Origin of the sequence: Paraburkholderia sp. 32 (genome assembly GCF_050435345.1) — a bacterium.
GTDB lineage: Bacteria > Pseudomonadota > Gammaproteobacteria > Burkholderiales > Burkholderiaceae > Paraburkholderia > Paraburkholderia tuberum.
The window spans coordinates 3,936,828-3,960,622 of sequence record NZ_JBNDKD010000003.1; the positions used below are offsets into that span (position 1 = coordinate 3,936,828).

The 23,795-nt window shown below is 62.6% G+C and carries 19 protein-coding genes; 18 read left to right on the forward strand and 1 reads right to left on the reverse strand.

The window, feature by feature from the left end; all coding sequences use genetic code 11:
* The first annotated feature begins 61 nt into the window (after nt 1-61).
* From tssK to OKW26_RS40980, 6 genes are all read left to right on the forward strand, one after another.
* Entirely contained in the window at nt 62-1,399 is a 1,338-nt protein-coding gene (gene tssK, locus OKW26_RS40955; RefSeq protein ID WP_429357096.1) for a type VI secretion system baseplate subunit TssK, read from the forward strand.
* Nucleotides 1,396-2,796, forward strand: coding sequence for a type IVB secretion system protein IcmH/DotU (icmH, locus tag OKW26_RS40960; RefSeq protein ID WP_429357097.1), 1,401 nt, complete (start codon nt 1,396-1,398; stop codon nt 2,794-2,796). Before tssK ends, icmH begins: the two co-directional genes overlap by 4 nt.
* A 4-nt stretch (nt 2,797-2,800) precedes the next feature.
* Nucleotides 2,801-6,397, forward strand: coding sequence for a type VI secretion system membrane subunit TssM (tssM, locus tag OKW26_RS40965; RefSeq protein WP_429357098.1), 3,597 nt, complete (start codon nt 2,801-2,803; stop codon nt 6,395-6,397).
* Nucleotides 6,394-7,923, forward strand: a complete 1,530-nt coding sequence (gene tagF / locus OKW26_RS40970) for a type VI secretion system-associated protein TagF (RefSeq protein WP_429357099.1) — start codon at nt 6,394-6,396, stop codon at nt 7,921-7,923. Before tssM ends, tagF begins: the two co-directional genes overlap by 4 nt.
* Nucleotides 7,920-8,639: a PP2C family protein-serine/threonine phosphatase gene (locus OKW26_RS40975; protein ID WP_429357100.1), complete on the forward strand. Its 720-nt coding sequence runs from the start codon at nt 7,920-7,922 to the stop codon at nt 8,637-8,639. The genes tagF and OKW26_RS40975 overlap by 4 nt, the downstream gene beginning before the upstream one ends.
* Before the next feature lie 315 nt (nt 8,640-8,954).
* Complete coding sequence (locus OKW26_RS40980) at nt 8,955-9,308, forward strand: hypothetical protein (protein ID WP_429357101.1); 354 nt, start codon at nt 8,955-8,957, stop codon at nt 9,306-9,308.
* Nucleotides 9,309-9,373: 65 nt separating this feature from the next.
* Here OKW26_RS40980 and tssA read toward each other — a convergent pair whose 3' ends face one another.
* On the reverse strand, nt 9,374-10,417 hold the full coding sequence (gene tssA / locus OKW26_RS40985; RefSeq protein ID WP_429357102.1) for a type VI secretion system protein TssA: 1,044 nt from the start codon (nt 10,415-10,417) through the stop codon (nt 9,374-9,376).
* Nucleotides 10,418-11,185: 768 nt separating this feature from the next.
* On the opposite strand from tssA, the gene OKW26_RS40990 reads away from it, so the two are divergent.
* From OKW26_RS40990 to OKW26_RS41045, 12 genes are all read left to right on the forward strand, one after another.
* Entirely contained in the window at nt 11,186-11,548 is a 363-nt protein-coding gene (locus OKW26_RS40990) for a flavin reductase family protein (protein ID WP_429357103.1), read from the forward strand.
* A 179-nt stretch (nt 11,549-11,727) separates the two neighbouring features.
* Nucleotides 11,728-12,687, forward strand: a complete 960-nt coding sequence (locus tag OKW26_RS40995; RefSeq protein WP_429357104.1) for an alpha/beta hydrolase — start codon at nt 11,728-11,730, stop codon at nt 12,685-12,687.
* A 556-nt stretch (nt 12,688-13,243) separates the two neighbouring features.
* On the forward strand, nt 13,244-15,436 hold the full coding sequence (locus OKW26_RS41000; protein WP_429357105.1) for a 3-hydroxyacyl-CoA dehydrogenase NAD-binding domain-containing protein: 2,193 nt from the start codon (nt 13,244-13,246) through the stop codon (nt 15,434-15,436).
* A gap of 29 nt (nt 15,437-15,465) precedes the next feature.
* Nucleotides 15,466-15,759, forward strand: coding sequence for a hypothetical protein (locus OKW26_RS41005; RefSeq protein WP_429357106.1), 294 nt, complete (start codon nt 15,466-15,468; stop codon nt 15,757-15,759).
* Nucleotides 15,752-16,873, forward strand: coding sequence for a thiolase family protein (locus OKW26_RS41010; protein WP_429357107.1), 1,122 nt, complete (start codon nt 15,752-15,754; stop codon nt 16,871-16,873). Before OKW26_RS41005 ends, OKW26_RS41010 begins: the two co-directional genes overlap by 8 nt.
* A 582-nt stretch (nt 16,874-17,455) precedes the next feature.
* Nucleotides 17,456-17,665 (forward strand): hypothetical protein, encoded by a 210-nt coding sequence (locus tag OKW26_RS41015; RefSeq protein ID WP_429357108.1) that lies wholly within the window; start codon nt 17,456-17,458, stop codon nt 17,663-17,665.
* A gap of 397 nt (nt 17,666-18,062) precedes the next feature.
* Entirely contained in the window at nt 18,063-19,301 is a 1,239-nt protein-coding gene (locus tag OKW26_RS41020; protein WP_429357109.1) for an ABC transporter substrate-binding protein, read from the forward strand.
* Between the two features lie 104 nt (nt 19,302-19,405).
* Complete coding sequence (locus OKW26_RS41025; RefSeq protein WP_429357185.1) at nt 19,406-20,224, forward strand: ABC transporter ATP-binding protein; 819 nt, start codon at nt 19,406-19,408, stop codon at nt 20,222-20,224.
* On the forward strand, nt 20,208-20,924 hold the full coding sequence (locus OKW26_RS41030) for an ABC transporter ATP-binding protein (RefSeq protein ID WP_429357186.1): 717 nt from the start codon (nt 20,208-20,210) through the stop codon (nt 20,922-20,924). Before OKW26_RS41025 ends, OKW26_RS41030 begins: the two co-directional genes overlap by 17 nt.
* A gap of 2 nt (nt 20,925-20,926) precedes the next feature.
* Nucleotides 20,927-21,799, forward strand: a complete 873-nt coding sequence (locus OKW26_RS41035; protein WP_429357110.1) for a branched-chain amino acid ABC transporter permease — start codon at nt 20,927-20,929, stop codon at nt 21,797-21,799.
* 2 nt (nt 21,800-21,801) lie between these two features.
* The gene (locus OKW26_RS41040; RefSeq protein ID WP_429357111.1) at nt 21,802-22,791 is read left to right on the forward strand and encodes a branched-chain amino acid ABC transporter permease; all 990 of its coding nucleotides are present in this window, start codon (nt 21,802-21,804) and stop codon (nt 22,789-22,791) included.
* Nucleotides 22,792-22,945: 154 nt separating this feature from the next.
* Complete coding sequence (locus OKW26_RS41045; RefSeq protein WP_429357112.1) at nt 22,946-23,773, forward strand: SDR family NAD(P)-dependent oxidoreductase; 828 nt, start codon at nt 22,946-22,948, stop codon at nt 23,771-23,773.
* Nucleotides 23,774-23,795 lie beyond the last annotated feature (22 nt).

Genomic DNA, 23,795 nt, shown 5'->3' on the forward strand with positions numbered 1-23,795 from the left:
GAGGCCGTCGCGACCCGCACTCGTCGCGCGACGTGTGACAACCCCTATCCGGTTCACCGACATGACCCAGAGCAACAAGGTGGTATGGAGCGAAGGCCTGTTCCTCAGGCCGCAGCACATGCAGCAGCAGGAACGCTATTTCGAGCGTTACGTGGAGCTGCGCGCGGGCAATCTGCGTCCGCACGCATGGGGCTTTCACGAACTCGAACTGGAAAGCGATCTGCTCGCAATCGGCAAGCTCGGCATCAAGCGCGCACGCGGCGTGTTTCCCGACGGCACGCCGTTCGCAATGCCCGGCGATGATCCACTGCCGCCGCCGCTCGATATCGATGCGAACTGGCGCGACCAGATCGTTCATCTGACCTTGCCGCTGCGTTCGCCCACGCAGCCGGACAGCGCATGGCCCGGCGCCGGCAGCGATCAACTGTTCCGCTATCGCGTGCGCGAAACCGAAGTGCGCGATGCGTCGGGCAGCATGGAAGGCGTCACCGCGCTCGAAGTTGCGGGCATGAGCACACGTCTTTTACCCGAATTGCAGCCGATGGAAGGCCTGATGCGGATTCCGTTGGCACGGGTCGTCGAATGCCGCGCCGATCGGCGGGTGATCCTCGACGATGGCTTCATGCCGACCGCGCAGAGCACCGAAGCGGCCGGGCGGCTTGTCACGTTCCTGTCCGAGCTGCTCGGCTTGCTTCATCAGCGCGGCGAGGCGCTCGCAGGACGTGTGAGCGAGACCGATCGCGGCGGTGCCGCGGAAATCGCGGACTTTCTGCTGCTGCAGGTGATCAACCGCTATCAGCCGCTCGTCGCGCATCTTGCCGAGGCGCCGCTGCTGCACCCCGAAGCGCTTTACCGGCTGCTGCTCGAACTGGCCGGCGAGCTGGCTACATTCACGACGCCGGGCAAGCGCGCGCAGGCTTTTCCGCCGTATCGGCACGAACTGCTGCGCGAAAGCTTCGAGCCGGTGATCGCGGCGCTGCGCATCGCGTTGAGCGCGGTGCTCGAACAGAGTGCTGTCGCGATTCCGCTGCAGCAGCGCAAGTATGGCGTGTGGGTCGGCATGGTGCCCGATCTCACGCTGCTCGATACGGCGAGCTTCGTGCTCGCCGCGAAGGCCGACCTGAAGTCCGAAGACATGCGCCGGCAACTGCCGACTCAATCGAAGATCGGTCCTGTCGAAAAGATCCGCGATCTGGTGAACCTGCAACTGCCGGGCATCGGCGTATCGCCGATGGCGGTCGCGCCGCGCCAGTTGCCCTACATGTCGGGCTTCCTCTATTTCGAGTGCGACAGAAACTCGCCGATGTGGCGCATGTTGAAGACGTCCGGCGGCATCGCGATGCACTTCGGTAGCGGCTTCGCCGGTCTCGACCTGCAACTGTGGGCGGTACGCGCATGAATACCACCAACGACCGTTCCGCCGACGCAACCCGGCGCGGCGATGCGACGATGGTGCGCCCGCAGCGCGCCGTCAACGGCGATCCCAACGCCGATCCCAACACCGACGCCGGCGAGCTCACGCGCATCGTGCGGCCGGCATCGCCCACTTCGCGCGTGATGCCGGCAAACCGGCCGTCGCAGCCGCCTGGCCCGCCGCCGCTGCGCGCCGAGCTGGGCGACTTCCTGAGCGGTGTCGCCAATCCGCTCGTCCGTGCGGCCAATCCGCTGCTGCTGCTGACGGTGCAATTGCGGCACAGCGTTGCGCCGCCCACCGACGTCGGCCGTCTGCGCGAACAGGCGGTCGCACAGGTGCGCAGCTTCGAGCGCTACGCACAGGGCGCGGGCATCGACACGCAAACCATCGTGGCAGCGCGCTACGTGCTATGCACGATGCTCGACGAGTCGGTGAACAATGCGCCGTGGGGCGACCTGAGCGGCTGGGCGCAAAAGACGCTGCTCGTGACATTCCACGGCGAGGCCTACGGTGGCGCGAAGTTCTTCCAGATCCTCGATCGCCTGAGCGTCGACTTCTCGCGCCATCTCGATCTGATCGAGCTGATGTACATCTGTCTCGCGCTGGGCTTCGGCGGACGCTATCTCGTGGAACCAGGCGGCCTCGCGCGCCTGGCCGACATTCAGGACGATCTCTATCGGCGCATTCGCGGGCTGCGCGAAGCGCCCGCCGCGGAACTGGCGCCGCATTGGCGCGGCGTCGAAGACCGCCGCAATCCGGTGATGCGGCATGTGCCGATGTGGGTCGCCGCGTCGGCTGCGGCCGTCGTGCTGCTGGGTGCATTCCTGGTGTTTTTCACGAAGCTCAACGCGCTCGCTGCGCCAGTCGGCGCACAGCTTGCCGCGATCGGTCTCGAGAACACGCCGCCGCCGCAAACCGTCGCGACGCCCGCGCCCACGGCCGCGCGCGTGACGCTCAAGCAACTGCTCGCGCCACAGGAACAGGCCGGCCAGTTGAGCGTCGACGAACAACCCGATGGCCGCGACACGGTGCGTCTCGCCGCCGCCGAACTGTTCCCGTCGGGCGGCGCCGACATCGCGCCCGACGTGGTGTCGCTCCTGCACCGGATCACGTCGGCGCTGAATCAGGTGAAGGGCAGGGTGATCGTCGTCGGCCACACCGACGACCAGCCCGTGCGTTCGCTGACCTTCAAGGACAACTTCGCGCTGTCGACGGCGCGCGCGCAGAACACGCAGCAGATTCTCGCGCAGGGGCTCGACGATCCGCATCGTCTCGAAGCGAGCGGCGCTGGCTCGTCGCAGCCGATCGCGACGCCGGCCGATCTGCCGGCGAACCGCACGCGCAACCGTCGCGTGGAAATCCTGTATATCCCGGAGCACTGAACCCATGAACACGCTGAAAACCTGGGTGACGTCCCGGTGGTTCACCGTCGCGATCGGATTGCTATTGATCGCTGCGCTGATCTGGCTGGGCGGCCCCTATCTCGGGATCGGAGAACGGCAACCGCTCGCGAGCGCCGCGGCCCGGCTGGCTCTGATTTTCGCGATCGTGCTCGGCTGGCTGCTGGTCGAACAGGTCATGCAATGGCGCGCGCGGCTCAAGACGTCGCAACTGTCCGGCGAGCTGGCTGGACAGGACGCGCAGCTTCCGCTCGACGATCCCGGCAGCGCCGAACGCGAGCAGTTGCAGCGTCGCTTTCGCGAAGCAATCGATATGTTGCGCAAGACCCGCAGGAATGGCAGCAATCTCTACGCGCTGCCGTGGTATGTGGTGATCGGTCCGCCGGGCTCGGGCAAGAGCACCCTGGTGCAGAATTCCGGGCTCGAGTTTCCGCTCTCGGAGCGCTTCGGCAAGGAGGCGCTGCGCGGCATCGGCGGCACGCGCAACTGCGACTGGTGGTTCACCGACGAAGCGGTGTTTCTCGACACCGCGGGCCGCTACACGACGCAGGACTCCGATGCGGCCGCCGACGCGTCCGCGTGGCAGGCGTTTCTGTCGCTGCTGCGCCGCTATCGGCGGCGCCGTCCGCTGAACGGCGTGATCGTGACCATGAGCGTGTCCGATCTGCTGACGTTCGACGAAGACACGCGTCAACAGCACATCCGCACCGTGCGCCGGCGCCTCGACGAACTCGCGCAGCACCTGAAGGTGGCGGTGCCCGTGTATCTCGTGTTCACCAAGTGCGATCTCGTGGCGGGCTTCACCGAGTTCTTCGACGATCTCGGGCCCGATCTGCGCAATCAGGTCTGGGGCATGACGTTTCCCGTCGACGCGAGTATCGACGGCAGCGCCTGCGCGCGCTTCGCGGGCGAGTTCGACCTGTTGCTGGAGCGTCTGAATACGCGCGTGATCGAGCGTCTGCATGGGGAGCGCGATCGCAGCCGACGCGCCGCCGTGCTCAGCTTTCCGCAGCAGTTCGGCGCGTTTCGCGAAATTGCGCGGCAGTTCGTCGAAGGCGCGTTCGGGCGTCATCAGTACGGCGCAGCGCCGCTGTTGCGCGGCGCCTATCTGACCTCCGGCACCCAGCAGGGCGCGCCGATCGACCGCATGCTGAGCGCCGTCGCGCGCACCTTCGGCGTCGACGCGGCACGCGTGCAGGGCGGCGGCACGCAACGCCGGACGTTTTTCGTCGAACGGCTGCTGAAGGAAGTGCTGTTCCGCGAGTCGGGCCTCGCCGGCACCAATCCGCGGCTGGAACGGCAGAAGCTGCTGATGCAGGCCGGGATGTATATCGGCATCGCGCTCGTCACGGCGCTGCTGATCACCGGCTTCGCCACCAGTTACACGCGCAACCGTCTCTACGTCGCGCAGGTGCAGGACACCCTGGAAGACCTGCCGCCAGCCAGCAGCCTCGCCGGCGCGCCGGATCTCAAGACGTATTTCGCGCGTGCGCTCGCGCGCCTCGAAGTCATCTCGGGCGCGCAGGGCGTCGCGGGCCAGTATCAGGGCCACGTGCCCTGGCTGATGCGCTTCGGCCTGTTCCAGGGACACGCGTTGTTCGGGCAGGTGCATGCCGCGTATCTGCGCGAACTCGACGGCACCTTGCTGCCCGGCGTCGGCGTGCGCTTTCGGGAAGGACTCAACGCCAGTGCCAACGCTCCGCAGGCACTCTACGACTACCTGAAGGGCTATCTGATGCTCGGCCAGCCGCAGCATCTCGATCCCGGCGAGCTGGCCGCGCTCGCGCGCATCGAATGGCAACGCATGTTCCCGCAGGACCCGGCGATCCAGAACGCGCTCGACAAACACTTTTCCGCGCTGGTCGACGATCCGGCGAGGCCGCGCGCGCTGACGCTCGACAACGCGCTGATCGATCAGGCGCGCGCGACGCTGAAGACCGCTGATCTCGCGACGCTGATCTACGGCAGCGTCCAGCTCGACGCCGGGCGTTCGGGGGCGCCGCCGGTGCGACTCGACCAGTCGCTCGGACTGCTTGGCAGCGTGTTTCGCCGCAAGAGTGGCGCGCCGCTTTCGCAACCGTTCCCCGCGCTGTTCACGAGGCCGGTTTTCGCCGCCGAGGTGAACGGCGGAATCGATCGATCGGTGGACGGCTTCGTGAAGGACTACTGGGTCTTCAACGCCAGCCGCATCGATCCGCTCGCGCGCTCGCGCTACGAACAGCAGGTGCTGGCGCTGTATGAGCAGGACTACATCAAGGCGTGGGACGCATTGCTCGCCGATCTGCAACTTCAGCCGGTGTCCGACATTCAGGGCGCGAGTGCGCTGGCCGCGAAACTGTCGGGTCCGAGTTCGCCGCTGAAAGCGCTGCTGCATCTCGTGCGTGACAACACCAGCGACATGTTGCGCGGCGCCACGGCTGACGGTGCAACTTCGGCTTCATCGGTTTTGTCGGCTTCGGCGGTGGGCGCGCAGGCGGCATCTGTAGGCGAGAGCCTGGTCGCGAGACGCGCTGCCAACACGCGCCTTGCCGGCGAATTGCGCGATGCGGGCGCAACGTTGCCGGACGGCACCACGACCAACGGCACCGCAAGCACCAAACCGGGTTCGGGCGAAGCGCCGGCCAGCCAGCCGGGCGCCGCCATCGAGGCGCATTTCGCGCAGTTGAACCAGATGAGCGTCGGCACGCCGGGTTCGACGCCGCTCGATCAGATGTCGACCGTGCTCGACCAGCTCGGCAAGAACCTGTTGACGATGACTGACCTGAGCGCACCCGGCGCGCAGAACAATCCGGCCGTGCTCGCGGCGCGCCAGGAGAGCGACCAGTTGCCGCCGCAGGTGGCTTCGCTGATTTCCGGCCTCACCGGCAGGAGCGCGGATCTGGTCGCGAGCGGAAGCAGCGCCGCGCTCGCCAGCCAGTTTCGCGAGGCAGCGGGCAACGATTGCGCGAGCTTCGTCGATGGCCGCTATCCGTTTGCGTCGAACCGTGCATCGGACATCCCCGTGCAGAACTTCGCCGAGCTGTTCGGCAATGGCGGACGGTTCGACAGTTTCTTCAAGTCGACGCTCGCGAAATCAGTCGACACGAGTGGCCGCAACTGGCGCTGGAAGCCCGGCGCGCCGGCCGGCCCCGACGCCGTGCTGAGCGAAGCGCAGAGTGCCGACGCGATCCGCCAGATCTATTTCCGCAACGGCGCGCAACTGCAGGTCGGCTTTACGCTGCTCGCGCCGCAGCTCGATCCGGCAATCGCGAAGCTGACCGTCGAAATCGACGGGCAGAAGTACGACTACGCGGCGAACGGCCCCGCGAGCATGACGATGATGTGGCCTGGACCGCAGCCCGGACACGTGGTCGTCAGTGCGTTCGATACGTCCGGCCAGCCGGTCGGCACGCCGCTGAAATTCAATGGCGACTGGGCGTTCTTCCACGCGCTCGATGCGGCCCGTCTGCAAAAGCAAAGCGATCTGCGCTATCTCGCGACCTTCGACTTCGGCGGCCATGCAGTGAAGCTGCCGATCGCGCCCGCGAGTCTGAAGAACCCGTTCCTCAACGACGAAGTCCGTCGTTTCAGGTGTCCGCGATGAACGGTGGAGTCGGCTTCTTCGGGAAGTTGCCCAGCGCGGGCGATTTTGTTCAGCGACGGCTGCCGTCCGTGTTCGTCGAAGGCTGGGACCGTGACTTCCAGCGCGCGGTCGAAACCGGGCGCCGCGAACTCGGAGCGCACTGGGACGCCGCATGGCGACAGGGCGCGGCGTGGCGCTTCGTGCTGCCGGCACCGGTGTGCGGCAACGTCGCGTGGTGCGGTCTGATCGGACCGGCCGTCGATCGGCTCGGCCGCGCCTTTCCGATGGTGCTGGCTGCGCCCTGTGGCGGCGATGTCGCGACCGTGCTCGGCAATCACGCGTGGTTCGACGCGCTCGAGCGCGTCTATCGCAGTGCGCAGCACGAGGTCGTGAGCGTCGACACGTTCGATGTGCGCGTGGCGGCGTTGCCCGGTCCGCTGACGCACGTGCGACCCGCGACCGACATGGCTGCGTTCTGGCGCGCGCTGCCGTGCGACGGCGGTCAATGGCGACTGGCGATGCCCGAAGGCGCGGCCGTTGGGATGGTGCTGGCCGAGGCATGGTCGCAACTCGGCAAGCGGCCGGGGCCGTGGTGCCTCTGGTGGACCGAACGTGCTGCGTGCCTGCTGGCGACGCGTGGTTTGCCGTTGAGCTACGCAGCGCTACTGGAGCCGGTGGTGTCGAGGGTGGGCGACGTGGGCGACATGGGTGACATGGGTGACATGGGCGATGCGCTGCGCGAGTTCGGCTCGGCATCCGCTCGTCAGTGGGAGTCTGTTGCGTTGCCGGGCGATGAAGAGATCGCTGCCGGGCAATCCGGTCTGCACGCGGAGGATGGTCACGATGATCGAGTGTTGCCCGTCGGTTCATCGGCAGCCGGTCACGCTGCAGATGCCAGCGATGCGCTGCTGCTACTCGACGACGGCCGCACGCTGGTGCTGAGTGCCGATGACGGCCCGTCTCACTCGCATCAACGTGCAGCGCGCGCCATCCGCGAGACGGCGCAGCGCAGTGCGGCGGATCTGCCCAGTCTGCGGACCGGCCTGCTGGCGCTGCACGCGCAACTGCGCGGCGCCCGGCACGATGCGCACGATGCGCACGATGCGCACGATGCGCGTTACGCAGCGGCAGCAAACGGCGCTGCCCTCGTCGCGCGCTTTGACGCAGCGCAGGTGCGACTGCTGCGGATCGGCGCCGCAGCAGCCTGGCACTGGCGGCGCGGCCAGTTGCAACCACTGTTCGTCGAGCGGGCGGCAGGCGCGGGCGGCGAATTTGACGATCTGCTGTTCGGCGATGCATGGCTCGCGATGCCCGGCATCGGCGCCTCCGAAGAGCCGGATTGCGACGAAGCGTGCATCACGCTCGAGGATGACGATCGCCTGCTGTTGCTCGTCAGCCGCGCGCTCATCCAGCTTCCGCACGCGTGTCTGCTCGAGGCGCTGGCATTGACCACGAACGATGACGCCCGCCTGCATCTTGCGATGTGCGCGGGCCTCGGCACGCAGCCCGCGCAATGGCCGCTGGCCGTGATTGAAGCCGGCTCATGACGACGCATTGTTGCTCCGCCGGCCACACCGAGACAGGCAAGGTGCGCCGCCGCAATGAAGATGCGATTCTGGTTCGCGAGGACCTCGGACTGTGGGCTGTGGCCGACGGTCTGGGCGGCCATTCGGCCGGCGACTACGCGAGCACGCTGATCATCGAACGCCTTGGTGCGCTGACGCGCGAAGGCAGCGTCTTCGACTTCATTGCTGCGATCGAAGACAGCCTGCAGCAGGTGAACACCGAACTGCGCGAGGCCGCCGTCGCGCGACAAACCGACGTGATCGGTTCGACCGTCGCGCTGCTGGTGCATGACCAGCAGTTCGTGCTGTGCGGCTGGGTCGGCGATAGCCGCGTGTACGTTCAGGAAAACGGCGCACTGACGCAACTCACTCGCGACCACGTGCATGGTCAAGCGGTCGACATCACGCATTTCGGACTGCGCGCGCCGGCAGGCGTGGGCACTGGCGTGCTGACCCGGGCGGTCGGCGTCGACGAGACGCTCTACGTCGACTGGGCCATGGCCGGCAGCCGTCCCGGCATGCAGTTCCTGCTGTGCTCGGATGGCGTCAACAAGGAGCTGAGTGATGGCGAATTGACCGCGGCCTGTCGCGAGCAGCACAGTCCACGCCGGCAGATCGAGCGCCTGTTCGAGCTCGCCCTTGCGCGTCGCGCGCGCGACAACATTTCCGCCGTCATCGTGCGGCTCGAAGCATCGTGAAATTTCCGCCATGAACCATCCGGACCCCATCCCTTCCGCTTATCACGGGCGCACGCCGAAGCTGGCCGCGCTATCCGACGCTTTCAGGACACGTTGTGAGCGTCAGATCGACGTTCTTCGCAGCGGGTCGGCACCCGCGAGAACTGGCGCGCGTTCCACCACTTCATCGTCCGCACAGATGGCCGGTGCGTTATCGGCATCCGTGCGCCGCAACCACGGCATGACTATCGTGCCGCCTTCGCTGTCGGTCCGCAGCGATCCGAACGGGCAGGATGTCGTGCAGTGCGAGTGGCTGCGACCGAGGAGGCAGCAGGCATGAGTGTGGACGAGCAGCAGGTCAACGACGCATTGCGCACGCTCGACGAAGCCCATCGACTACAGCGGATTCAGCGCAACGAATACCGGTACCGCCGACGCATGTTGTTCGAATCGCTGGGGCGGGACACTGCGGGTACAGGCGACACCGTGCGGCGGGTCGTGCTGTCGGGCGTCATGCAACAGCCGGACGTGTCGGCGGAAGGTCACGATGCCGGAAGTGCGGCAAGTGCTGAAGGGGGGGCAGTGCGCACGGACCTCGGCGCGCGACCGCTCGCCGCGTGGGCCGCCGTGCTGCTCGGCGTGGCCGCGGTGGGCGTCATGCTGTTTTGCTGGTTTGTCTTCGCCTATTGAGCCGCGTTTTCGAAGCAGCCAGTCCGAGCGCAACAGCCGCTCAATGTTGCGCCGATCTGCAGGGATTATTCTTCGTCCGGCCCGGATAGCGTCTGCAGTTCTGCGAGGCCGCCGGGCGCGATGTTTTTAAGGACCTCCGCGAAGCGCTTGCCGACCAGACGTCTGGCTCGCTTGAGCAGGATCGGCAGCGGACTGGACGGTTCGTGACGTTCGTAGTAGTCGCAGATTTCGTCGATGCACAGGACGACGTCATCGGGTCCCTGGATTCGTCCGTTATCGCGCCGAGGGGCAGGGTTCGTGGGCGCGTCTTCGCCGGTCGACACCAATCCGGCGGCAAGCGCTTCGCCGCGCTCTGGAAAGCGCCGCGCCAACTGTGCATCGACGAACTTCTTCAACTCTTCGATATCGTCGGTCAGGTGGCCCAGATCGGGTCCAGCGGTACCCAGCTTTTCGCTCGCAATTGCATCAATGGCGCGCGCGTGCTCTAGCGCTATCGCGAGTGCTGCGGCCGCATCGGGCAACTGGTGTTCGGGGCAATCCATGCAGCACGCTTCGAGATCGATCAGCGTGGGCGCAGGCATGCCCTCCGCAGAGGGTGGCCGGGTGATTGCGCCCGTCGCGACACGCAGATCGCGCAACGAAAAGCGGCCGAGTCGCGGTGAGCTCACGAAGGGCGCGTTGCGGAAATAGGCGAGTACGCTCCGGGGATCGCCGAGCGGCATGATCGCGTTGGTGCGCGCGGTAGCGTCGTTGTCGTCGGCGGCGTCCAATTGCGGGTGCGCCGCTTCCCAGTAACGTTCCAGCAGACCGCGAACCAGCCCCAGACCGGCGCTCCAGCCTGCAATGCCATGAATGCGGGTCGAGGCGGCGGTCAGATGGATGGCCACACGCAGGTCGTTGGTACGGTTGAACAAAGCCTCGGCGGCGGTTGCCACCTTATCCCAGTCCGGTTCTACGGCGGCCTTCAGGCTGTCGCCCATCGCCCGCTCGGATGTCGGTGTGGCGAGCCGTTCCAGCGCGATGAATTCCGGATCGTATTCGAGGTTCTCGCCTGTCGGCGTGCTGTCATCGATGGGGCGGAGCAGGTGATCTGGATCGAATGGCGTCATGATTGGCTGGCGAAAAAGGAAGGGCGCTGAGACTACAACGACAGGGCGCGTCCAACGAGCGCGCGGCATCAAACGGACAACAGCTAGTGCCCCGTAGTTATTCCGTCTCAACTGATCGTCAGCCTGGTACGCAGATCGAACGCTTTGCTACCGAGCGCCAGGCGCTTGCTCCCTTGCAAGACGTAGGACCTGGGTTCGAAAATCGCTGGCGCGCGTTTATTTGAGACTTCCATATCGCGGCAGTGAGCATGAGCGTGCCGCCGTTGTGGTGTCGGTGGGTTGGGCGAACCTCGCGCCGGTCATTCTTAATCTTGAGGTTGCATTCGCAGCTCGGACCGTCGTGCAACGTGGTGAAAGGAATTGCATTGCATGCATGATCGGGTTCGCTTTGTCCTCGGCTGAGCTGTGTGAAGCTCGGCGTGGGCGCAGACCGCAGTGTGAATTAAAGCATGGTCATCTGTAAAAGTGAATGCGGATTTATATGGCGTTTGCCCTGTCATCGTCCCACAATCGCCCGACCTCGGTGGTGCAGCCGCACTCTTCTTCCACTCTCCTTCCTGTAGGTTAGGCCGCAGCGCGCGGATCCTTGCTTGACCGCAACGCTCGGGTAAACTAGGTGTAAATCTACATTTACTTTGTAGCGCGAGTCGGCTTTAATGTCACGGCGGCCGACCTTTTGAGGTTCGAAAATGAGTCTTCCAGAGCGGAGCATCGGCACAGGTCAGAAGGCTGAGTGGGATAGCCTCACCGGCGAGGCACTGTCTGCCGGTGAGTTCAGAAGAGCGATGGGGGCGCTTCGCCAGTGGCGTGACAGTGCTCAGCGTTTCCCATTCTGGCGGTGTGCGCTCAATGACTGCAAATGCCTTCACGTCCGTTTACCTCGACCCGCCGCTCGTGGTTGTCTCGATTGCGCATACCGCAAGTTTCCTGGCCCTCTTGAATTCTGCGGATGCGGACTTCGGTATCTCGTTTCTTTCTTCAAAACAGCGGATCTACAGGGACATGCACGCCGGTTCCCAACACGTCACCTCGTCGCCCGTGATGCTCAGCGAGTGCGGCAAGGAATTGGCGGGATTGGCACCGGGCAAGCAATGGAGCTTCCTGGGACTTGTTGATGCCGTTGCTGAATGACATCCACCAGAATGTCGATCGAGAGAGAGCCCGCAGGAACTGCGCAACCGGTTCAGAACGCTTAACGCGAGCCTCCATCGTCCGGTACGGTCGTTTTGCAGGTGCCTTTGCCACAAGGCCCGGATGACCATGGTTTCGAGTCGGTAGCTCAGCTGTGAGTAGGGCATTCGCATCGGATCTTGCAAACCACCTTTCGGAACGCAGTGCTGCGTAAAACGATGTCAAATTTGAGAATTGAAACTGCGCCACCGCTGGCACCTGAGTATCTCGCCGAAATCCGAAGAATTCCGAGGACACTCTCTCCGGAGAGCTTTCAAGCGTCGCTCACCCTTTGCGCGCCGCTCCACTCGCGCGCCGTGGGAGCGGCGTGCGGCACGGTTACGCCAGATCTGCGCTATGGACCCGATGACCGGCATTGTCTGGATCTTTATCGCACGGTCGATGCAGCGGGACCGAGCCAGCCGCTCGTTCTTTTCGTCCACGGTGGTGGGTTTGTCGGCGGGAACCGCCGCATACCGGGCAGTTATCTTTATTCCAACGTTGCTGCGTGGGCCAATTCTCATGGCTTCGCGGCAGCATTAATGTCCTACCGTTTGGCTCCTGCAGCTCAGTGGCCAGCAGGTGCCGAGGATATCGAGCGAGCGATTGATTGGCTGGCCATGCATTCGGGGCAACTCGGCATATCAACTGAGCAGCTGATCGTCATCGGTCATTCAGCAGGTGCAACGCATCTCGCTTCTTGGCTGTCCGGACATCATGGCCGAATCCCTGATTCGTCAGCCCTCCGTGGGGCCGTGCTCATTTCAGGTATCTTTGCCCCTTCATTGCTTCCGTTTCAAGGCGCGTTCGCTTATTACGGCGACGATTTAACGCCAGGCCGCTATTCAACAGTCAATGGCATCGGTGCGACTGAGGCTCCTCTGTTGCTGGTCGCGGCAGAATTGGATCCACCGGAATTCATTAGCCAATGGAAAACCGTGGTCAGCGCCAGAACGTCGACACCAGGCGCTAAGACCACGACGTTTCTGATTCCAGACCAAAATCATTTTACGTCCGTCCAGCACCTCGGCGTCGACTCGGACGACCTGGGAGTTGAGATGGCGTCGTTCGTGCAGGCGTGTGTAAAGACGTCCTATTGAATTTCCCCGCGCCGCATCCTTGTACAAATGCCGACTGACGAGACTGAGTTGCCGGTAAGCGTCCGACCCAATATTGCGGACGTGGCGCGGCTATGACTGAATAGGTTTGCCTTCACCTCCGAACCGCAGGCCACCGGATCCTCGGGGTCGACTAGCTGCTGCTGCGCCGGACAGTGAGTTCCGAAAAGCTCTGCAGGCATGGACGTCCGCAAAGGAGTCCGCCGAGTGTGCTCACCTGCACATGGTCGGGACTGTACACGGCTCAATAATTGAACGCTTGTTCACGTCTTCCGCTGGAGCGGTTTGCGCCGTATTGGGGGCGGGTCGCGCATCTGTTCGTTGCCACGCTGGCCCGTTGCGCTCAGTGGCACAGCGCTTTGAAGGGGAAAACCCTATGTGACGCGCCATTTACTTTTGCATGTGAATCATGATTTACTTCTATCCAGCGGACCTGCCACCCCCATGGCCGTTAAGCGCAGAGCAATGCTCACGAGAGGCCCCGCTCAAGGGACACCAGGTCATCGGAGTGGCGTTAAAGGGACCACCCCTATGCGCCATGCCACTGTCCGAATTTGGTTTGTCCGCACGGGACCCGCAACGGCAACGAACGAAAGGGAATGAAGAAGTGATTGATTACGAACTGGACAAGGATGGCATCGCACACATCATCTGGAACAACCCGGACGGTCCTGTGAACGTCAAGACCCCGGCGGCCATCGATGCATTCGCACGCGCCGTCGACCGCGCCATCAACGATGACGCAGTGAAAGGGGTGTCGATCCGGTCGGCAAAGCGCGACTATGTCGCAGGCGGCGATCTGATGGCGCTTTACGCAATCCAGACGCCGGAAGAAGCTCAGGCCATGGTGGCTCCGGTTGGCGCGTGCCTACGCGCGATCGAGCGCTCATCCAAGCCGTTCGTCGCAGTCATCACGGGCTCGGCGCTTGGAGGAGGGCTCGAAGTTGCGCTCGCCTGCCACCGAAGAGTGGCAAGCGACGACGCGCGGGTGCAGCTTGGCTGTCCGGAAGTCAATCTTGGGCTGATCCCGGGTGCGGGTGGCACGCAGCGGTTGCCGCGGCTCATAGGAATCGCGCCCGCGACAAAGATGTTGCTTGAAGGGAAGCCCATAGGCGTGCAGGAGGCACTCCGCTGCGGCCTCGTGGATGAGATCGTTTCCGCGGACCAGTCATTGGATGCCGCGCGCCGGTGGGTGCTTGATCACCCATCAGCACAGCAAGCGTGGGATCGCGAAGGGTTCCAGTACCCGGGATTCCAGCCGAACTCGGCCGAAGGCCAAGCGTTCTTCGACAAAGCGTTCGCGGAGCGGCAGCGCAAATCGCCTCCGCAAGATGTCGCGCCCCACGCCGTCCTGGAGGTGCTGAGGGAGGGATTGGCTGTCGACATCGATGCAGGGCTCGCGATCGAAGCCCGCCGTTTCGGGACGGTGGCGATTTCGCCCTCCGCCAAGAATCGCATTCGTACGCAGTTCATCGCAACGGGCGCAGTCAGGAAAGCGGGCCAATCCGGAGCCGGCACGGCGACGTTCACGCCAACGCGCATCGGGGTCGTGGGTGCCGGGACAATGGGAGGCGGTATCGCTCTGGTGTGTGCCAGGTCCGGCATAGAGACCGTGCTCATCGACCGCACAGACGAAGAGGCGCGCAAGGGACTGGATCGCATCGCCAAGACGCTGGACGCTGCCGTGGCGCGACAACTGATGGGGCACGGGCAACGCGACGAGGCCCTCTCCCGCATTGAAGCCACGACTGACTTCGGGCGCCTCGAGGGATGCCAGGCCGTCGTTGAGGCAGTAGCGGAGATCGCGGAAGTGAAGAGCGAGGTGTTCAGGAAGATCTTCGACGCGGCGGGTCCGGACGTCCTCGTGGCGAGCAACACCTCGACGCTATCGATCACGAAGATGGCCGGGACGGTTCAGACACCTGGAAACTTCATCGGCTTGCACTTCTTCGCCCCGGTGGACCGGATGGCACTCGTGGAAGTCGTGATGGGCAGTCAGACGAGCGCTGAGTCGCTCGCTCGCTCGAAGTCTCTGCTGAAGTTGCTCGGCAAGACGCCTGTCGTGGTCAATGATGGGCCAGGCTTCTATACATCCCGGGTGGTAGCGGCCTACTCCCGCGAAGCGCTGCAGATGCTGGGCGAAGGTATCTCGCCTGAGTTGATCGATAAAGCGGCGGCGATGGCCGGATTCCCCATCGGACCTTTGGCCATGGGCGACCTCACTTCCTACGATCTGCTGAAGAACATCTTGACCAGCCTTGCGAAGGCCGGACGGGGCACGGCCGTGCAGTCGCAGCCGGCGCTGGATGTGATTGACAGGTTGCTGCGGGCCGGACGAGTTGGACGCAAGGGTGCCGGGGGCGTCTACAGCTATGGGCCCACGGGCAAGACCGTGTGGGACGAACTGCCGTCTGTTTTCCCTCCACAGCGGCAACAACCCGAAGCGAGCGTGGTGATGGAGCGACTGCTGAACATGCAGTCTATCGAAACCACGCATGTGGTCGCCGAAGGCATCGCGAGCGATCCACTCGCACTGGATCTCGGTGCAGTGCTCGGCTGGAGCTATCCCGCATTCCGAGGTGGCGTGCTGGCGCATATCGACCAGGTGGGGCTCCGCCAGTTCGTGAAACGCAGCGATGAGATGGCGACGGAGTTCGGCCCTCGCTTCGTCGTTCCCGCACTCCTGCGCGAGATGGCCGCATCGGGCGCTTCATTTCACGCCTCGCACTAATCGGTTTTATCGGAAACAGGAGAAACAACTTGTCAGTCGTACAACTCAAGGCGGCCCGCGACTCCAGTACGAGCCAAGTCTATGTGCCGCCCCGCAGCCTCGTTGCCGACGGCTCCCTGCGGGAGCCGGACCTGATCGAAGTTGCCGCGCAGGGGCTGTTATATAGCGCCACCACCTTCAATGGCCAAGCCTATGGGATCGTGGATCTCGACTGCGGCGCTCGTATCCAGGCCCTTCTTGCGGCAGGCACCGATCGTATCGGAGATCGCGTGATTGCGAAAACCGGTGACACCAACAATGAGACGAGATTCTCCCATGAATGACGTTTTGATCGCAGGCGTGGGCATGGTCCCGTTCGGCAATCACGGACCAGGCGTTGGCGTGAAGCTGGGGCGCGATGCTGCTCTCGCGGCATTGCAAGATGCCCATTTGACCTACGCCGAGATTGACGCCGTGGTTGTCGGTACAGCGCATCCCTTGTCGCCGCGAGGAATCTTTGTCGCTAAAGAACTCGGGCTAACGGGCGTGCCAGTCCAGCACGTCACCAACGCGTCCGCCACCGGGCTGTCGGCGATGCACTGCGCCCGGCAGGCAATTCTCTCGGGCGATGCACGACGGGTGCTCGTCGTGGGCATGGACTCGCCGCAAAAGGCAGTACCGGTGGAGGACATCATCGTGGCTGAAGGGAACTTGCCACCGGTCGTTTCGTTCGCGCTCTGGGCCAAACGGCGCATGCATGAATCGGGCACCACGCGCGAGCACCTTGCCGCCATCACGGCAAAGAATTGGAACTATGCGCGGGAGAACCCTTTCGCTGCCCGCCGCGCCCCCGAGCCAGTCACGATCGAGCGGGTACTAGGCAGCCGCATGATTGCTGATCCGTTCACGTCGATGATGTGCACGCCTTGGGGAGAAGGTGCGGCCGCGGCCGTGCTGTGCGGCGACGACAGTTGGCCGGTGGGCGCGACGCAACCCCGGATACGCCTGGCCGGCAGCGCATTCGGAAGCGACGCGTACTCCCCTGAATTAATCCTCGAGGGCGCGATTGTGGGTCCGCCGGAACTTTCGCAGCGAACCGCGGCCCAGGCGTTGACCCAGGCGTCAGTGAAACGCTCCGATGTGGACGTCGTGCAGGTGCACGATGCATTCGCCGTGGAGGAACTGATGTACTACGAGCTCCTCGGATTCTCCGATCCGGGCCAGACGGAAGCGTTAGTCGGCGAAGGGGCATTCGGACCCGGTTCGCGGGAGCGCTTTGGCCTGCCGGAGTTTTCAACCGACGGCGGGCTGCTTGCGCGTGGTCATCCGGGTGGACCGACCGGCCTCGCACAGATTTGGGAAACAGTGCGGCGCCTGCGCGGCAAGGACCGTGTGGGGATGTGCCATCTGCTTGGAGCCGGCTCCGTCTGCGTGGTTCAGGTGCTGGTGCGCGACTAAGGATTTAAGTGCGATCAGTAGTGTCGGTTTAATTTCGCATATTCAGTTGGTTAGCGGATTGCGGCATTTCCGGGAGTGATGGATCGGGCCGCAAAGCGCGCGAGATCTCCGTTTTCTCGCACATCGGAGGCCGAAAGAATCTGTAGCAGGGTGCAGAGCAATTCGATTCCCTGTCCTACAAATTGCATCGCGGCTACGGTAATAGGATCGATCCCGATCAAGGGAAATGAAGGAAGAGACGATGGCTAGCACAGGAAAACCTCTGCGTTTGATGGTCGAAAATTGGCTCGCACCGAATCGGGCGATGGCGGTTCGAGTTATCGAGTTCGGGCACTTCCGCTCACATCGGGGGCGCTATGTACGCGTCGAGGCACTTTGGCCGACGGGCTCGGTTTCGATGTTTTTCTTTCGCCACCGTGACGGCACATGGAACGTATTCCCGCCTAACCCCGAACGGCCTGCGATGGGTGTTTACTTGCACGCAGCGTGATTGCGGTACATGCGGGGACTCCTGTTAAGGTCTGCCGCCCCAGGTCGCCCAAACCGGAAAGGATCGCAAATGCTGAATTCGAAATTCAAATCGTGGACACCCAGGGGTGGGCTCTCGGCATGGGACGCGTCGGGGCCATGATCTCGCCGTTTGCCGCTGGCGTGCTGCTCGGCACCGGGAGTGGCGGTCACGCGCTCTACACTGTTTTTGCCGTTCCCTTTGCGCTCGCCGCGGTAGCGGTTTTTATGTTCAGTAGATCTGGTCTTCAAATAGCAATGAAACAAGAAATCAGTCTCGGCTAAAGGGCTCAATTCGCTTTCCGCGTCTTGGACCATTCGCGGCCCCGTGGTCGCGAGCGGCCCGTGCCTGCTCGATGCGGTGAAACCGAGGTCCGCCTTCGCGGCAAAGGTTGCATGGGAATGTGCCAGCCGCTCGGTGCCGGCTCCGTTTGCGTGACCCAGCAGCCTGTGCGCGAGCAGGGAAACGCCCTGCAAGAGGTGATAGTCGTTCAGGCGCCGGTTTGGCTGCGGACTATCGACCTCCTCATCGCATGAAAGCAAGACAAATACCGGGTAAATGCGGAGTAAATCGTGATTTACTTTTAAGCTTGGCCGTGGCTTACTTTAGCCAGTCGCACATGGCCGGATCAAGGCGGCGCCGACCGCCGGCGAAGCTTGCCGTCAACAAGGAGGAGATGACATGCATTTTCGAAACAAGGGTTGCTTAGGGGCTTTGACTGCCGCGTTCGTAGCGGCACTGCTCAGTTCGCATGCCATGGCAGAGAAACGCTATGACAGAGGAGCGAGCGACACCGAAATCAAGATCGGGCAGACATGGGCGCTCAGCGGTCCAGTCGCATCGGAGGCCTACGAAACGAAAGTGCAGGCCGCGTATTTCGAGCGCCTGAACGAGAAAGGAGGTATCAACGGCCGGAAAATCCGCTTCATCACATTGGACGATGGCTACAGCCCGCCGCGAACCATGGAGCAGACGAGAAAGCTGGTAGAGGAGGATGGCGTACTGTTCATTGCCCTGCCTTTTGGATCGCCGACCAATGCGGCGACTCAACGTTACCTCAACGCCGCCAAGGTGCCTCAGATCCTCGTGACGAGCGGAGGATCTCGATTCGTTGACGCAAAGACGTGGCCCTGGACGACCGCCGCATTGCCCGCTTATCAACGGGAGGGCGCCATCTATGGGCGCTACGTTGCCCAGCTGGCGGCAGACCCGGCTTCCTCCTCGCACGCTCCGAAGGTCGGAATCCTCTACCAAAACGATGATTTCGGCCGGGATTTCGTCAAAGGCGTGAAAGCGGGCATGGGCGCCAAAGCCGCCTCGCTGATCGTAAAAGAAGTGAGCTACGAGCCCACCGATCCAACGCTCGACTCGCAATTGATTTCGCTGAAGGCATCCGGCGCCAACGTCTTTATGAACTTCACCACGGGACGTGCAACGAGCCTGTCCATCCGCAGAGCATATGAAATCGGCTGGAGGCCGCTGCAGATCCTCGACTCGCCCTGGGCATCGATCGAAGCGGTGCTGAAACCCGTTGGCCTCGAAAAGTCCACAGGCATCATCACGGCGAGTTACTTCAAGGAGCCGAGCGATCCTGCCTACTCCAACGAACCCAGCATGGTGCAGTTCGTTGAGTTCATGAAGAAGTATGTGCCGGACGTAAATCCCCGGTCCAGGAATGCGGCCATCGCCTATTTTGATGCCTCGCTTCTGGCCAGAATCATCGAGCAATCCGGCGACGACCTCACTCGTGCCAACATCATCAAGCAGGCTACCAGTTTGAGCAAAGTAGCCAGTCCCTTCTTGCTGCCTGGGATCACGGTGAATGTCGGCGACTCGGATCGCGATCCCATCAAGCAGTTCCAGATTGTTCGCTTTGATGGGACCAAATGGGTGCCGCAAGGTGCGCTTCTTTCGAATTGAAATACCGCGGCGTATGGATTCTGATGAATGATCACGACCACAGCACAGTCGAACGCGACGGAGAGATCCGCCAACAAGCGCCAAGCGTTCTTGGAGGGGCGGTGATGGACGCTGAAAACACGGCGGTGATTGGCTCTTGCCTACCTCTTCTGCGCATCAGGGATGTCTGCGTCCGATTCGGGGGCGTCGTCGCCCTCGACAAGGTCTCCTTCGACGTCGAAGCCGGACAGATTTGCGGGCTCATCGGGCCGAACGGCGCAGGCAAGAGCACGCTATTCAACTGCTTGTCGAGGCTGTATGACTGCAACGAGGGGAGCGTCGAAGTCGGCGGCATATCCACACTGTCGAGACCCAGGCACGAGATCGCGCAGATGGGTATAGGTCGCACGTTTCAGAACCTTGCGCTCTTCAAGACCATGTCTGTGCGTGAGAACGTGCTGCTCGGCGTGCATGGCCGGGTGCAACCGCGTTTCTTGGCAAGCGCTTGGCGATTTCGTTCTGAACGCGTTGTCGAAGCGGACCATCAGCGGCGCGCGCAGGAGGTTATCGATAGCCTGGGGCTGGCGGCCGTCGCGGAGCGCACAGTGTCGGAGCTGCCCTTTGGCACACAGAAGAGAGTGGAGATGGCGAGGGCCCTCATATCGCGTCCTCGCTTACTTCTGCTTGATGAGCCCGCGTGCGGTCTCAATCACGAGGAAGTCGAGGCGCTGGGGGGGCTCCTGCAAGATGTACGGCAGCGGTTCAAGCTCGCGGTGCTGCTTGTGGAACACCACATGGGCTTGGTGATGTCGATTTCCGACAAGGTGGTCGCGTTGAATTTCGGCCGCAAGATTGCCGAAGGCACGCCGGAAGCGGTACGCAATGATGGTCGAGTTATCGAGGCCTACCTGGGCAAGTCAGCGGAGCATTCCTATGTTGCTTGACGTGAATCGGCTCGCGGCCAGGTACGGCTCAACAAGCGTGCTCCATGGTGTTGATCTTCAGGTGGATAACGGCGAGATCTGCGCTCTGCTCGGTGCCAATGGAGCGGGCAAAACAACCACCTTGCGTGCCTTGTGCCAGTTGATGGTCAAGACGGAAGGCAAGGTGACTTTTTCCGGGCAAAGAATCGATGGCTGTACGACCGAGCGAATCGCAAGGGCGGGAGTGGCTCATGTTCCGGACGGAAGAGGAACTTTCCTTGGATTGACCACTGAAGAAAACCTGCTCCTTGGCGCGAGTTCGCGAGGCGGGGCGCGGGCCATCGCTTCCGATATCGAGAGGATGTACGGCTACTTTCCGCGCCTTCGCGAGCGCCGTAAGCAGCAGGCCGGCACGCTCTCCGGCGGCGAGCAGCAAATGCTGGCGATTGGACGTGCGCTAATGGGGCGTCCAAAACTGCTGATGCTGGATGAACCCTCGTTCGGCCTGGCCCCCCTGGTCGTTCAGGACATCTTCAGCATCATGCGGCGGATCAACAGGGAGGAGGGCATGGCGATCTTGTTGATCGAACAGAACGCCAACATCGCGCTGGATCTAGCGCACCGCGCTTACCTGATTGAACAAGGCCGCATCGTCATGAGCGGCAAAGCCGACGACATGCGCAAGAACGCGCGCATTCGTCAAGCCTATCTAGGGGACTGAGAATGGAAGCATTTGGCCAACAGCTTCTCGCTGGAGTAGGCACAGGCAGCATCTATGCGATCGTGGCGCTCGCGCTCGCAGTGATCTACCAGGCGACCCATCACGTGAACTTCGCTCAGGGGGAAATGGCGATGTTCTCGACGTATCTCGCATGGGTATTGATCCAGGCTGGCATTCCGTACTGGGCCGCGTTCCTCGTGACTGTCGCCGTTTCCTTCGTCATGGGGGCGGTGTTGGAGCTGGTCGTGATTCGACCTCTTCGCGACGCCCCAGATCTGTCCATGGTGGTGGTATTCATCGGCCTGCTGGTGACTTTCCACGGCATGGCCGGTTGGCTCTTCGGCTATGACAGCCACGACTTCCCCAGTCCGTTTGCCAACCTGCCATGGGGATTTCCACAGCTGTTGTCGGCTCATCAGGCCGGCTCGATTGCGCTGACATTCTTTTTGGTCGCCTTGTTATTCGCCTTTTTTTACAGAACGAGCCTCGGATTGAAAATGCGCGCGGTTGCGCAAAATCGCGTTTCCTCTCAGTTGGTCGGCATTTCTGTCGGCAAGATGCTGATGCTAGGGTGGGGCCTCGCTGGAGCGATCGGCGCTGTATCGGGCTTATTGGTGGCGCCGATGGTTTTCCTGGACCCGTCCATGATGATGGGAGCGGTTCTCTATGCATTCGCCGGCGCCTTGTTGGGCGGGATCGGCAATCCTGCTGGCGCCGTTGTTGGAGGATTCCTGGTCGGAATTTCCGAAAATCTGTTGGGGACCTATGTGGTCGGCACCGATCTAAAGCTATCGATAGCGCTGTTGCTGATCGTGGTCGTTCTGATATTTGCGCCGGACGGCCTGTTTGGCCGTCGGGTCGTCACGAGGGTTTGATCATGAGCAATTTCCTCGATCGTGCATATACCGCACAGCGCGCCGTTGGCATTCCGTTCCGGCTTTGCTGGGCGGGATTGTTCGTGGTCGCGGCGGGCGTGCTCTTTGTCGGCAACGGGTATCAGCTTTTTCAAGCGACGATGCTGCTGGCGTATGCGGTCTCTCTACTCGGCCTAAACCTGCTGACCGGCTACAACGGGCAAATCTCCCTCGGACATGGAGCATTCTTTGGCATTGGTGCTTACACGGTTGCGATTCTCATGGATCGATTTGGTTTGCCGTACTGGCTCGTGGTGCCGCTGGCCGGAATCGTCTCGCTGGTCATTGGTTACGCATTTGCCTGGCCAGCCCTCAAGCTCGATGGAATCTACCTGGCGTTAGCCACTTTTGGCCTTGGCGTGGCGACTCCACAGCTTTTGAAGTGCCGCTTACTCGAACAATGGACAGGCGGTGTTCAAGGCATTGCAGTGATAAAGCCAGCGGTGCCATTGGGGTTGCCTTTGTCGCAGGATCAATGGCTGTTTCTGTATGCGGTTTTGATCTGCGCGATCGTGTTCTGGATGGCCAACAACCTTCTTCGGGGGGCTGCCGGTCGCTCCATGCGCGCGATCCGTGACCATGCGCTGGCGGCCGAGGCAACGGGTCTTAACATAACGAGCGTCAAAACGAAGACCTTTGCCTTGTCCGCCGCTTATACGGGCGTGGGTGGCGCCGTTTCAGCACTGGCGGTGCAGTTCGTGGCGCCCGATTCGTTCTCCATGTTTCTGTCAATCACTCTCCTGGTCGGGATTGTCGTGGGCGGTGTCGGAACGCTGTGGGGCGCCGCTTTCGGCGCGGTCTTCATTATGGTGATACCTGCTTTTTCGGAGAGCGTTTCCAAGTCAGCCCCTTGGGTCGTGTATGGGGTGCTTCTGATTGTTTCAGTCTATGTTCTTCCTGGTGGCATCGCGGCCTTGGGCAATCGCTATCGCCTGATGAGGTCGCACCGCTAATGTCCGTGCGCCGAGCCCAAAGAAGACAAAGAGAAAGTGACATGAAGAAGATAAGCGCAGCAGGTTTGGCAGCGTCGGCAATCCGCGTCGCATTCGCTCGATCCAATACGTCGCGATGCGGATTGATTCGTTGTGACTGTGAGGGCGGTGCGCGATGATGTCGACGGATCGCACACCACAGAGCGGTCTGCCCGGCGCTCTCTTTGACCTGGCCGGCAGGAAAGTTGTCGTGACCGGTGCTGCATCCGGCTTGGGCCGTATTTTTGCCGAAGCGCTTTCCCAATCTGGCGCAGCGGTGGCTTGGGTCGATCGAGAGGTGGAGGCGCTCGCGGCCTGCGAGGCCGTAGGCGTCTGCGATTGCCGCGTTGTCGCTGATCTTGGCGACGAAGCGGGCGTTTCACAGATGGCAGAAAAAGTCCTTGCCTGGTGTGGCGGAAAGCTAGACGTGCTGATCAACAACGCTGGCATCGCAACTCGGCCCGGGCGTTTGCTGGATGTCCAGGCGAAGGACTGGGATCGTGTCTTCGCGATCAACTTGCGCGGCGCCTTCCTGGTTACGCAGGCACTGCTGCCAGCATTGATTCAGAGCGGGCGCGGTTCAGTGGTGAACATCAGTTCTTATCTCGGCACCGTCGGTGTCTACCCAGGCTTCCCAGTCACCGCGATTCCCTATGCGGCATCGAAAGCCGGACTGATTGGCTTCACGCGGCAGCTCGCAATCGAGTATGCGGCCGAGCAAGTGCGGTCGAACGCGATCGCGCCGGGCTGGCATAGTGGCACGCGCCTTGGACGTGAGCGCGACACGACGGGTGGCGCCGCGGCCGTCGCGCAGATGGACGCCTTTGTCGAGAGGGAGGTGCCGCTCGGCTATAGAGGTAGGCCGGCTGACCTCGTGGGCCTCGTCATCTACCTTGCGAGCGATGCCTCGAGCTATGTCACGGGTCAAGTGTTTGTTCATGATGGCGGCATAACCGCCCGCTAACTCAGCGAGGTGAGCCGCTGGC

Excerpts from the sequence above, each read along its gene's own strand:
- OKW26_RS41040 (WP_429357111.1), top strand. The coding sequence starts at position 21,802 with ATGAGCAATTTCCTCGATCGTGCATATACCGCACAGCGCGCCGTTGGC.
- OKW26_RS41000 (WP_429357105.1), top strand. The coding sequence starts at position 13,244 with ATGCCACTGTCCGAATTTGGTTTGTCCGCACGGGACCCGCAACGGCAA.
- OKW26_RS41010 (WP_429357107.1), top strand. The coding sequence starts at position 15,752 with ATGAATGACGTTTTGATCGCAGGCGTGGGCATGGTCCCGTTCGGCAAT.
- tssM (WP_429357098.1), top strand. The coding sequence starts at position 2,801 with ATGAACACGCTGAAAACCTGGGTGACGTCCCGGTGGTTCACCGTCGCG.
- tagF (WP_429357099.1), top strand. The coding sequence starts at position 6,394 with ATGAACGGTGGAGTCGGCTTCTTCGGGAAGTTGCCCAGCGCGGGCGAT.
- OKW26_RS41020 (WP_429357109.1), top strand. The coding sequence starts at position 18,063 with ATGCATTTTCGAAACAAGGGTTGCTTAGGGGCTTTGACTGCCGCGTTC.
- OKW26_RS40980 (WP_429357101.1), top strand. The coding sequence starts at position 8,955 with ATGAGTGTGGACGAGCAGCAGGTCAACGACGCATTGCGCACGCTCGAC.
- OKW26_RS41045 (WP_429357112.1), top strand. The coding sequence starts at position 22,946 with ATGATGTCGACGGATCGCACACCACAGAGCGGTCTGCCCGGCGCTCTC.
- OKW26_RS41025 (WP_429357185.1), top strand. The coding sequence starts at position 19,406 with ATGGACGCTGAAAACACGGCGGTGATTGGCTCTTGCCTACCTCTTCTG.
- OKW26_RS40975 (WP_429357100.1), top strand. The coding sequence starts at position 7,920 with ATGACGACGCATTGTTGCTCCGCCGGCCACACCGAGACAGGCAAGGTG.
- OKW26_RS41035 (WP_429357110.1), top strand. The coding sequence starts at position 20,927 with ATGGAAGCATTTGGCCAACAGCTTCTCGCTGGAGTAGGCACAGGCAGC.
- tssK (WP_429357096.1), top strand. The coding sequence starts at position 62 with ATGACCCAGAGCAACAAGGTGGTATGGAGCGAAGGCCTGTTCCTCAGG.
- tssA (WP_429357102.1), bottom strand. The coding sequence starts at position 10,417 with ATGACGCCATTCGATCCAGATCACCTGCTCCGCCCCATCGATGACAGC.
- icmH (WP_429357097.1), top strand. The coding sequence starts at position 1,396 with ATGAATACCACCAACGACCGTTCCGCCGACGCAACCCGGCGCGGCGAT.